This is a genomic window from Acinetobacter sp. GN11 (assembly GCF_054823985.1).
In genome coordinates this window covers 1-11,583 of record NZ_JRVL01000014.1, presented here as the reverse complement: position 1 = coordinate 11,583, position 11,583 = coordinate 1, and the positions used below count along the sequence as shown (strand labels likewise).

Genomic DNA, 11,583 nt, shown 5'->3' with positions numbered 1-11,583 from the left:
CTCAACCATTAAATACACTTTGGTATACACGCTGCCCCGTACCAACTGGTCTAGGCATTTCAATTCAAAAAGGTTGGCTCAAAGAAAAGTTTAATGAGCAGCAAATTGAAATAAAATCAATTCGAGAATCAAACTCCAAAGATATTCGTAACTCCCATTTTAACCATACCCTTGCCAACTCAGTTCGACATGGCGGCAGTATTCCTGCAATCTGGGCATATTCATCTGGTCAAAAAACCAAAGTGATTGGCTTATCTTGGGCTGATGAAGTTCAATTGTTATTAACGCGCTACGATTCAAACATCAAAACTGTTGCAGATTTAAAAGGCAAACGTTTTGGTATTCCACTGAATCAAGATGCAATTATTGATTTCTCGCGTGCACAGGCTATTCGTGGTTTAGAGAATGCCTTAAAAACAGTAAATCTGGAAGTGAGCGATCTTGAATTAGTTGAGTGTTTACGAGCAGATATTTTAGCCGCTCAGCAGCAACAGCCTGAAGAAAATGATTCTAGTTTTTATGGTAATCGCAACAAAATTAATGCAAGTGCAGAGATCGTGGCATTAATTAAAGGTGATGTCGATGCCATTTTTCTAAAAGGTGCTCACGCTGCGCAAATTGCTCATGATTTTGCTCTGCATACCATTATTGATATTGGTTCACATCCAGACCCTATTCTACGCTCCAATAATGGGACACCAAGAACGCTCACTGTTGATGAAGATTTTCTAACACAATATCCAGAGCAAGCCCAATCGATTGTTGATGCTGTTTTACAAGCAGAACAATGGGCCCATGCACACGCCGATGAAACCCATCGTTATTTGGCAAAAGAATGTAATAGTAGTGAGCAATGGGTTCATGCGGCGTATGGGGCAGACGCGCATCTGAAACTCAAAACTAACTTTGATGAGACTTCTATTGTTGCTTTACAAGACCTGAGTGACTTTCTCTATCGCTGGAATTTTATTCCTGCACAGATTAATGTTCGTGAATGGCTGGCACAAGATATTTCTATTCAAGCTCAAGTGGCTTAAAACTTCAAAAACAAAAAGGTTGTCATGATGACAACCTTTTTTATTTTCAGCATCCAAATTCAAGTAACCATAAACTATCGTAGTAGTTGGCATGGATGCCGTCCGTTTGGCTGTGGCAACATGGACGTGCCATCAGCCAATGAGTAGCGACTAAAGCTGCGAAAGATTTTTGTTCCCTTGCGGAGTAGACTCCTCATCCATGAAAAGTAAGGCATCACTTATACAAAAAAACTTCTGACTAATCTTAAATTATGAGGCAGTATTAACCTCTTTACATACCAGCCCTAAATTTAATTCCTATATTTAGATTATTTATTAAATTTAGTCACATTTTCCGCCTGTTTCTTCAGAAGCACTGAGTTGTATTCTCCTGGTGGAATATTATTTAAATAATAATTTCCAACATGATAGAGCCTCCAGCGAATTGGATCATGCGTGGTGTGGGTTCGTGCATTACGCCAGAAACGGTCTAGATTCCATTTCGATAAGGTTGAACTTGCCCCAAGTAATCCAAAAATTTCACTCGAAATTTTTAAAGATGCATGATCAGACTGACTACGGGTGGCAGCAACCGATAAAATCAGTTCAGTTTGTAAGTCTTCATCTTCTACATTTGCCAAATGCTGTTCAAAAATCTGTGCAGAACGATCTAACAATGCCTCAGCTGAACGAACCAAAACAGCAAACTCACCAATTTGTTTAATAATATGAGATTCATGTGTAGGCGAATCGACGCCACTTTCCACCCAAGGACGAGCATGATGTTGTAAATAATCAATCCCGCCTTGTAATGCCCCCTTCGCAATTCCGGTGTCCATTGCAGCGTGTAAAATCTGAGGCCAAGTGAGGCCCGTACGTAAAACCGTGCCTAAACCGCCTGTATTTCGCTTGGCAACATAACGTTCATCAACAATCACATCTTTAAAATTAACAGTGCCACTGACACTATTATTTTGTCCCATTGCATCCCAGTCATCAAGCAACTCTACTCCCTGTGTATCTCGATGAATTAAAATTGAAACTGGTCCATCATCACTACCAGCAAATAAAGAAATCCATTCTGCAAGTAAAGAGCCCGTAGAGTAAAACTTACTACCATTTAGAATTAATTGTCCTCCAGCATTTCGTTCTACACGTGTTTTATGCTGAAACTTATCTTTGCCTCCTACTTCTGCAAGTGCATTGCCCAAACGTTTTCCACTTAATACATCGGCAAGTAATTGATTACGAATTTCATCGTCATAGCCAGTTAAAATTCCTCGGAACATAGTGAAGTGAATCTGTAATAACTGCCCTACACCACCATCGGCAGAAGAAATAATTTTCACCACATTGACCAATGTTGAAATACTGGCACCTAAGCCTCCAAATTGCTTAGGCACAATAATCGCGGTTAAACCAGCTTCTGAAATTAAACGCGCCTGATCATAAGGGACAGTCTTGTTATAACTTGGGTCTCGAGCAAATTGATTCAGTTGATTTGCCACCTCTTTTGCAATCTCAAGTGCTTCTTGCTCACTTTGAATATGTCTTACGCTACCTAATTCTAAAAAACTGTGTTGGTTAATATCGTTCATTTTTAACTCCAGAAAATCTGTTCTTTTTATGCGCTAACTTCAAGTACGTTGTTTTTGAACAAGCTTGGCGCATGGGTAAGCAAAGTTTTGGTATATATATGTTGAGGATGACTAAGTACTTGGTCTGTTTCACCGTATTCAACAATATGTCCATTTTTTAATACGGCGACTCGATCTGCGATTGCACGAACAACCCCTAGGTTATGGGTCACAAATAGTAAGGTCACACCTTGCTGCTGAAGGTCTTGTAGTAGTTTTAAAATAGAAGCCTGAACTGAAACATCTAAAGCAGAGGTAATCTCATCACAAATCAAAACATCAGGTTGGCATAGCAAAGCTCGCGCGATCGCCACACGTTGTCGTTCTCCACCCGATAAATCTCTAGGATAGAGTTCTTGAACTTGTATAGGCAGAGAGACTTGTTTAAGTACCTGTGTGACTTTTTCTATGGCTTCTGGTCGAGATGCTCCAAAGAAATGCTGCACAACTTTAATTAAGGTCTGACCAATCGTATGCGCTGGATTCAAGGCTTTATAAGGGTTTTGAAAGATATATTGCAGTTTATGTCGCTGCCGTAAATGACGCTGTTGTCCACGCAATGACAAGACTTCATCTGCTAATGTAATTTGTCCATCTGCATTTTCATTCAGGCCAGCAATCACACGTGATAAAGTCGTCTTACCTGAGCCAGATTCACCAACCAATGCTAAACATTCACCTTTTTTGAATTGAAATGAGATATCAAAAAGAGCCTGTTGCTGCCCATACCATGCATTAATATGTTCAACTTTTAGTAGTGCTTCTCGATCAGTTTCTCGTTCAATAACCTGATGATCAAGCTCTTTAAAATTAATCACGCCAACATGATCCGAATGGTGACAAGCAACAAAATGCGGGTCAAACTCATCTTTTAATTGAGTTAATTCAGGTTGTTTTTGACGGCATATATCTGTGGCGAAAGTACAACGTACTGCAAAAGCACATCCCGCTGGACGCTCATTTGGTGAAGGTGCATGTCCTTCAATTGGAGATAAATATTTACGAATGGCCACATCGGGAATGGCATTAAGTAAACCTTGCGTATAAGGATGTTTAGGGGTTTCAAATAGTTGGGTTAATACCGCATCTTCAGCAATTCGCCCTGAATATAAAACAATCACCCGATCTGCAATATCTTTTACAACCGTTAAATCATGCGATACATAAATAGCAGCAACATTATATTCACGGCATAATTTACGAATGATGTTCAATACCAAGGTCTGCGTCGTCACATCTAAGGCGGTGGTTGGCTCATCTAAAACAATCAAACGTGGCTGTAGCAAAAACGCCAAAGCCAATAAAATTCGTTGTTGTTGTCCACCTGAAAGTTGATGAGGATAACGCTTGAGAAATAGCTCATCATGAGGTAACCCCACTTCATCTAAAATTTTGGCAACTTTCTGGTATTTTTCAGCGCTTGATAACTGGGCCTGATGGACTTCTAATAGTTCAAATAAATGTTGACCAATACTTAATGCCGGGTTGAGTGCCGTTCCAGGATCTTGAGCGACATGACTAATTTTATAGCCACGAACCTGACGTAAAGCATGATCATCTAAACTGAGAATATCTTCATCATCCAGTTCAATAGTTCCTTGAATAATCTTGGCGCCATGTCGTGCATAGCCCAATAAGGCACTTGATAATGTCGTTTTACCCGAACCACTCTCTCCGACCAGCCCTAGAACTTCACCTTCTCGCAAGCTAAATGAAATATTAGAAACGATATGATTGCCCGTGTTTACCAATGCCACGGTTAAGTCTGTTACGGTCAATACTGTATTTTTAAATGTATTTGCCATGTTTATTTTTCCTCAATCCGGGCTGCTGCACGTCCAACTCCCTCTGCCAATACATTCGTTCCGAGTGCAAACAAAGCAATTAAAATGACAGGAGCAAACACGGCCCATGGTTGAACTAATAAACCAGCGCGATTTTCATTAATCATGAGTCCCCAATCTGCTGCTGGAGGTGCCACACCATAACCAAGAAAAGCCAAACCAGATAACATACCCACTGCCCATGTCAGCATCACACCCAAATGGATGAGTAATGGCGTCAACATATTGGGTAAAATTTCACGAAATAAAATATAGGTTTTTGAATAACCAAGAATTCGGGCAGCTTCGATATATTCCTGTTCCACTAAATTAAGTGCAACGCTTCGTGCAAGACGCACGACTCCAGGAATAAAAGCAATTGAAACCGTTAAAACAATGAGCCAAGGCTGTCGACCTAACATCGAAACAATAAGTAAGACCAAAATAAGATCGGGAAAGGCCATGAAAACATCGGTTATCCAAGTCACGAACTGATCAATCTTATTTCTGGCAAAAGCAGCTAATATGCCTAAACTAGAACCAATAACTAATGCGACCAAACTGGCAGCCAGCGTCATCCAGATAATTGAAGCACCACCAGCAAGTACACGTGACCAAACATCATGACCAATATAGTCATAACCTAAAAATGATTTTCCCTCGGGTGGTCCATAAGTCATACCGACCAAAGCAGTGGGCTCAAATGCAACAAATAAAGGTCCAACCAGTGCGAAAATCAAAACTAGAGCTGTGACTACAAATCCAAAACGTACTTGTCTTTCACGAATTAATGTTTGAAAAAAGTTTCTTTGGTACCAATGAAGTGAGCTCATTTCCCACCTCCTTGCTGAATATTCTTTAAACCATTGCGACGATCGACAGGTTTTACCGTAATTGGTCGGCCAGACTTCCATAAACGTAATGCCTGACGTCGACCTGGAGAACGTGCTTTATGTCTTTTCGCAGTTCGTATTTTTGGTGTGAGTAAAGTCGTGATTAAATCTGCAATTAAATTAACAACTACTACACAAATGGTGAGCAATAAAACGATTGCTTGAATGGTCGGGATATCCCTCATTTCAATTGCTGCATTAAGTGCATTACCAATACCGGGATAACTGAAAACCACCTCAATAATGAGAGCACCACTCAGCAAAACTCGTATGGTCAATGCTGTACCCTGCACCACAGGAACCAAAGCATTCGGTAAAACATGCTTCCAAATAATCCGGCGCTCAGGAATACCTCGCAGTCGTGCAGAGGTCACATATTCAGACTCTAGCGCATCAATCATAGAACCACGCACTAAACGCATCAGATATGGAATGAGTGATAAAGCTAAAGTTAAAATTGGTAAAATTAAAAACTCTAGTTGGCTATAAGGCGACTCATTAGGAATCAGCAACGATGCGGCTGGCAATATGTGTAAAACCGATGTTGAAAAAAACATCATTAACCAAATCGCAATAACGAACCCCGGCACCGCTTTAAACACAATAGAGCTAGAGACAATAATACGATCGAGTTTGCTATCGCGATGAAGCGAGAGCCACACACCTAACACGACTGAAATCGGTACAGTAACAACAATCACGAGGCTCGTGAGTGCAACTGTATTACCAAAATAATTCTGAATAATTTCTAAAACAGGCACATTGGAATCAATCGAGCGTCCAAAATTACCTTGTAACAATTGACTCAACCAATGCCAGTATTGAAGTAATATCGGATCATTTAATCCCAATTGTTCACGAAGTATTTGTACCGTTGCTTCAGGTGCTTCTGGTCCTAAAATGACACGAGCCGGGTCCGATGGAAGTGCTTGTGTGGCAATAAACACAATGAGACTAATAACAAAAACAACCAATACCCCTGACACCAAACGTGTCAAAAACCAAGGTAACCATGCAGGAAATTCAAATGACTTGGCAATTGCTGGTTGTTGAATGGATGCTTCTATTTTGCTGGATTGAATTGTCATATCGGTTACCCTCTACGCCAGAATTCATCTGTACGCCACGCAGCAAAGCCTGTGCGATCAGGGGTTACACCACCAATTTGGTTCGAATGTGCATCAAGGACATTATTAAAGCCCCAAATGAGTAAACCACCTTGCTCATGCTGAATATGCTGTGCTTCATGAACAAGAACTTTTCGTTTTTCCAAATCGGGTTGTTGCAATGCTGCATGTACTAGTTCCGTAAAACGCTCATTCTTAAAACGAGTTTTATTATTTGCCGCACCCGGCCCATCAATTTGCAAGACTGTTAATAAGAAAGGACGCGAAACATTCGAGCCTGTGCTAAATGCCCAATCTTGTTTTACAGCATCCGCAAAGGTAGCAGCTTCAACCTGTTTAACATTAACAATGACACCTGCCTGAGCAGCATGTTGAGCAAAAACTAATGCGGCATTGCTATCTGGGCCTGTATATAAATCGACAGTCAAACTATTATTAAAACCAGCTTCTTTGAGTAGTGCTTTTGCTTTATTCAAATCTTGCTTGCGCTGAGCAATACTGTGGTCATATACAGGATCACTAAAGGAATAAAGATCATTTGCAACTCGTCCTTGCCCAGCTAAAGCCCGTTTTACCAAATCGTCTCTATTAGCAATCAATCTAAAAGCTTGTCTTACCCGAGGATCATTGAACGGCGCTTTAGACGTGTTCATATCAAATGATTGCCAAGCATCGGTTTCTGATGAAACGAGATTTAGCCGTTTATTAGATTGAATTAAAGCAATATGTTCAGCACTTACCCCAGAGGCAATATCAATTTGGCCTGATTGCAAAGCAGCAAGACGCCCTGTCTGATCCTTAAAATCAATAATTTCAATTGCATCGGCATAAGGTTGATTTTCTTTCCAGTAATTTTCAAAACGTACGAAACGTGAACGCTGACCAGGTGTAAAACTTTCCAGCTTAAAGGGACCAGCACCAACTACATTTTTAACTGGGTCATAATCTGTAGGAACAATACCACCCCAGCTCATCCATGCTTCTGGTAAAGCAACCAATCCCTTTCCTTGAGAAAAAGGAATTTCAACGGTGTATTCATCGCGCTTTTTAATTGCATCTCTTTGCAAAGAATAAAGATAAGCTGCAAATGGTGAAGCAAGTTTGGGGTCGGTTAATCGCCGTAAAGAGAAGATAACATCATCGGCTGTAATAGTTTTACCGTGGTGAAATTCGAGTCCTTTTTTTAGGCGAATGGTCCATTTCGTTCCGTCATTATTGGGTTCAGCAAATTCAGCAAGGGCAAGTTTTGGCTGAATATCTCTACCCCATTCCCATAACTTTGCATATAAAGGCCAGCCTCTAAACGCACTAGACATACCAATAGGTTTATGTGCATCTAAATTGCCTGCTTGGTTACCATTGATCACTCCAATTTTGATAACACCACCTTTTTTCGGCGTATCATTTTGGGGTGAAGCGGCTGTGGCACTTTCAGAAGATGAAGAATCGGGCTTAGAACATCCTATAAGGTTAATTGCAGCAAAAGCACCAACACCTAAGCCAGTCTGTTTAATGAGTTCTCTACGTGTAATTTTATTCATACCTTCTCCCTTAAACCACGACTTCTTGATTCAAGAGGGAATCAATGGATGAATTTCTATTTAGCTTAGGTAACTCAAAACCATGATCAAGCTCTAATAATGGAAACAATAAGTCTGCTACCCGATAGGCTTCTCCAATCAAAGGGAAACCAGACAAGATAAAGGCTGATACACCATAGCTTTCGTATTCTTTAATCCGTTTGGCAATATTTTCAGCACTACCCACTAAGGCAGTTCCTGCGGCTGGGTTTAAAATATCGAAACCAAATAAAGATGGGCCAGTCCAAACATTAGGATAAATTTCAAAATCTTTAGCTTGAGGCAAAACGCCTTGACGTAATTGTTCTAAGTTTTTTTGAATAGATGGGTTGTTGCTTTGATAACTCTCAAAACTTTCATTTGGAGGAAGCTGTCGTTTAACAGCTTCGATTGCATAATTTACATCAATCTTGTCAAGTAACGACTGAGCATATTGCCAAGCCTCTTCTTCTGTTTCCCGAACAATAATTTGTAATCGAGTACCAAATTCTAAAGTTCGGCCAATTTTTGCTGCCTCAGCCGCAACTTTGCTAAACTTTTCTCCAAGTAATGGCGGTGTATTCGCAAAGCTTAAATACACATCTAACAATTCAACAGAATGCTGTACACCTTTGGCAGAAGTTCCTGCTCCCCATAAAGGAACACCTTGTTTTTGAGTTGGGCCACGCCATTTGGACATTGGAGATCCGCCCTCTAAGCGTGGAGCAATTTGAATAAACTCGCCCTCAAATCCAGAGGTATCACCTAAGTAGTTTTGCTGAAATGCATTCCAGTATTCTTTACTAAAGTCATAACGTTCATCATGAGTATAGTGAATACCTAAAGCTGCCAAACCCTTATCATTTCCATTAACGACATTAAATAACAAACGCCCTTTAGAAAATGCATCAAAAGTCTGCGCATATTTTGCCAAAACTGCTGGCTGGACTTCTCCGGGATGTTGGGCAACCAGAAACTTTAAACGTTCAGTAAATGGAATTAAACTTGCAGCAACAGCAAGTGTTTCATACTCACTTGTACCCATGAGTGAACCGTAAAAACCAAGTCGATCTGCGGTAATCGCAATCTGTTGCAAGTGTTCATAATCGGTATCCCATCGCCCAGATTCCAACCATGGGTATGGTCCATCTGGAGAAGTGAGATACCATAAAAGTTTTACAGCCATAGTATTCTCGATCTTTATTTTTTAAATCTTTATCTAATTGAGAGGGAGCAAGCCCAGAGATTTTGCTTTTTCAGTCAATCCGCTCATTTTCCATTGCTGATGTAAAACCCCTTGCCCGTATTCTCTGCTGCCACCGACTAATTCAGCGAGCAGCTGAATTTGAGCACCTTCTTCAAGCAATAAAATAAATTCAGCAGTTTCCTGTAGTCCTTGGCGTCCCCATACAGTCGCTCCGCCATTGGCTTCCAAGATGGCCCGATACTCAATATCAATTTTGAGTTGATCTAAAATGAAATCGACTTCTGCCTGACGGCGGTCAATGTAAATCGGTAACTCTTTAAATAAATGGAAACGCTGCACAGGCACATAACGAATCGGTAAAGTGCGATGGGTTTGAGCCCAAGCGCCTAAATTCGGCGCGTGTACATGAGATATTGTGGTGACATCTGCATGCTCTTTAAAAAGCTTGTTATAGCGCCCACCTGCACTTTTTCTTCCCAGTAAAACTTCACCATCAATGGTCTCTACCAATACTTTGCTTTTTTTATCTTTAGACCACGGCCCTGTATAGTTAAAAGTAACTAAGGTATTTTCAGGCCCACGTTCAACAAAATTAACTGTTCCGTTTGCAGTAATTGTTCTTGTTTCACGGAATACTTCAAAAGCAAATTCAGCTTTTTCACGGTTCAATTCGATAAAGTCATTGAGTTCGCGAGACAATGGCGTTTGAATAAGTGTTGACATGGTCAAATCCTCTTTAAAATTTTTTATTTTGACGGCGTTTTAAAACTTCGAGTAAAGGACGATGATCAACCCATGTTTTAATATCGACGTCGCGCTCTAAGAAGCCATGCAACCAAAGAAAATCTTTTTGTTGTTTTAAAAGCTCTAAACGCTCTTCACTTAATGATGGATGTAAAGACTTATGAAAATTATTTCGATAGGCTGTCGCAACACTCTCTGCCCCGGCAATCGTTTCATCTTCTAGAATGACCAAGACCTCATCTAAGTGATCTTGTGCCCAATCGGCTGTATCAAACAATTCTTCAAGAAAATCGACTACGACATCAAAATGATCTTCTAATAGATCTTCATGGACTGTAATTGGACGAGGTGTGCCGTTATTAACACGAGAAGTCACATCTTCAAATTTATCTAAGTCAATTCCAACTTTAAGGCCGCGTTTAGTTGCAGCTTCAACAGCAGATGCGCCTTTTACATACACAGCATCAACTTCGCCTGTAATTAATGCGTCTAGGCCTGACCAATACGTACTTGCATCACGATTCTCTTTAGATCCAGCACGCTCAGGTACTTCAATAAAATTCACATCTCTGAAAGTCAGATTGGCAAGTTGTAAGGCACCACGAATACCTTGCAATGACATGGCTCTAAAAATACTACCAGCACGTTTGTCAGCGTATTCTGGTAAAGCAACTTTCGCATTTTTTAAATGCTCTGGCTGGCTAATGTCTGAATCAGGTCGAACAATAATCACTTGCCACTCATCAATCCAAGTTAATCCAATGAGTCGGCTTGGCGCGCCTTCTGAGCGCGCAGCTAAGGCAGGTACATTTCCACCTTCTCGGAACAAGGCTGGTAATTGATGATCAAAATGATGAACCGATAAACCTTTACGCGCATCTTGCAAGACTGCAACATCAATGCCGTGCTTTTCAAACTTTTTAACTAAAGTACCGCGTTTTAATGAAATACCTGTTGCTGTAGGTACTGGACATCGAGTGACCCAAATTTCAGACAGGATGTTTTTTACAAATTCTTTAGAATTTTCTTTTTTATCTACTACAAGTGACATACGGATTCCTTAGGGTAATTCCACTTTCATCACTTACATTGAGCAGCTTTTATGCCAATTTAATTTATTATTTATTTTTAATAACTTACGCAAAAATAACAGGATTGTAAATGTTTATATTTCATCATTTTTCAATGCTAGTGTTGTTTTATCAACAATTATTTCAGGCAAACATAACTTCCAAAATGCAAAAATATACGATCAGCTATCTTAGTACTCGCTGGAATGCAGCTTGAAGCTTTAGTAGATGGCCGAAATAAGCTTGATGACGACGTTGTTAAAGTGAGTATTTTTTATTTGGATAGTACTTATAGAACTTAACTAAATGTTGTCTGTCTGCAAACAAACCTACGACCAAACTTCTTTAACTCTAAAGCTAGATGAATATTCATTATGCTTTTATCTCAAATAGCGCACTTCTTTTAAATAATTTTTAAAGATGTCGCGTTTAAACACTGCTACGCTTTTCTCTAACTCATATCTCTAATTAATATTGTTCAGCCTTAAAAAATCGTACATATTTAAA

Annotated in this window: 9 protein-coding genes; 1 reads left to right on the top strand and 8 read right to left on the bottom strand. The window is 40.0% G+C overall.

The window, feature by feature from the left end:
- The coding region (locus NL42_RS01860; RefSeq protein WP_461311555.1) for an ABC transporter substrate-binding protein at positions 1-1,037 on the top strand (1,037 nt) is incomplete at its 5' end.
- A 308-nt stretch (positions 1,038-1,345) separates the two neighbouring features.
- On the opposite strand, the gene NL42_RS01855 is transcribed toward NL42_RS01860, so the two are convergent.
- From NL42_RS01855 to NL42_RS01820, 8 genes are read right to left on the bottom strand one after another with little or no spacing between them, the layout of a single operon-like run.
- Positions 1,346-2,614, bottom strand: coding sequence for an acyl-CoA dehydrogenase family protein (locus NL42_RS01855; protein ID WP_461311554.1), 1,269 nt, complete (start codon positions 2,612-2,614; stop codon positions 1,346-1,348).
- Positions 2,615-2,640: 26 nt separating this feature from the next.
- Positions 2,641-4,458 carry an ABC transporter ATP-binding protein gene (locus NL42_RS01850; protein ID WP_461311553.1) on the bottom strand — a complete coding sequence of 606 codons (1,818 nt, stop codon included), beginning with the start codon at positions 4,456-4,458 and terminating at the stop codon, positions 2,641-2,643.
- Positions 4,459-4,460: 2 nt separating this feature from the next.
- A complete protein-coding gene (locus tag NL42_RS01845; protein WP_461311552.1) occupies positions 4,461-5,309 on the bottom strand; it encodes an ABC transporter permease in 849 nt (282 codons plus the stop codon).
- Positions 5,306-6,457, bottom strand: coding sequence for an ABC transporter permease (locus tag NL42_RS01840; protein WP_461311551.1), 1,152 nt, complete (start codon positions 6,455-6,457; stop codon positions 5,306-5,308). Before NL42_RS01840 ends, NL42_RS01845 begins: the two co-directional genes overlap by 4 nt.
- A gap of 5 nt (positions 6,458-6,462) precedes the next feature.
- Complete coding sequence (locus NL42_RS01835) at positions 6,463-8,037, bottom strand: ABC transporter substrate-binding protein (RefSeq protein WP_461311550.1); 1,575 nt, start codon at positions 8,035-8,037, stop codon at positions 6,463-6,465.
- Between the two features lie 10 nt (positions 8,038-8,047).
- Entirely contained in the window at positions 8,048-9,241 is a 1,194-nt protein-coding gene (locus NL42_RS01830; protein ID WP_461311549.1) for an LLM class flavin-dependent oxidoreductase, read from the bottom strand.
- Positions 9,242-9,274: 33 nt separating this feature from the next.
- Positions 9,275-9,985, bottom strand: a complete 711-nt coding sequence (locus NL42_RS01825; protein ID WP_461311548.1) for a class II aldolase/adducin family protein — start codon at positions 9,983-9,985, stop codon at positions 9,275-9,277.
- A gap of 13 nt (positions 9,986-9,998) precedes the next feature.
- Complete coding sequence (locus NL42_RS01820; RefSeq protein WP_461311547.1) at positions 9,999-11,057, bottom strand: ABC transporter substrate-binding protein; 1,059 nt, start codon at positions 11,055-11,057, stop codon at positions 9,999-10,001.
- Between the last annotated feature and the right edge of the window lie 526 nt (positions 11,058-11,583).

Coding starts and splice junctions, on each gene's coding strand:
- NL42_RS01855 (WP_461311554.1), bottom strand. CDS start 2,614: ATGAACGATATTAACCAACACAGTTTTTTAGAATTAGGTAGCGTAAGA.
- NL42_RS01850 (WP_461311553.1), bottom strand. CDS start 4,458: ATGGCAAATACATTTAAAAATACAGTATTGACCGTAACAGACTTAACC.
- NL42_RS01845 (WP_461311552.1), bottom strand. CDS start 5,309: ATGAGCTCACTTCATTGGTACCAAAGAAACTTTTTTCAAACATTAATT.
- NL42_RS01840 (WP_461311551.1), bottom strand. CDS start 6,457: ATGACAATTCAATCCAGCAAAATAGAAGCATCCATTCAACAACCAGCA.
- NL42_RS01835 (WP_461311550.1), bottom strand. CDS start 8,037: ATGAATAAAATTACACGTAGAGAACTCATTAAACAGACTGGCTTAGGT.
- NL42_RS01830 (WP_461311549.1), bottom strand. CDS start 9,241: ATGGCTGTAAAACTTTTATGGTATCTCACTTCTCCAGATGGACCATAC.
- NL42_RS01825 (WP_461311548.1), bottom strand. CDS start 9,985: ATGTCAACACTTATTCAAACGCCATTGTCTCGCGAACTCAATGACTTT.
- NL42_RS01820 (WP_461311547.1), bottom strand. CDS start 11,057: ATGTCACTTGTAGTAGATAAAAAAGAAAATTCTAAAGAATTTGTAAAA.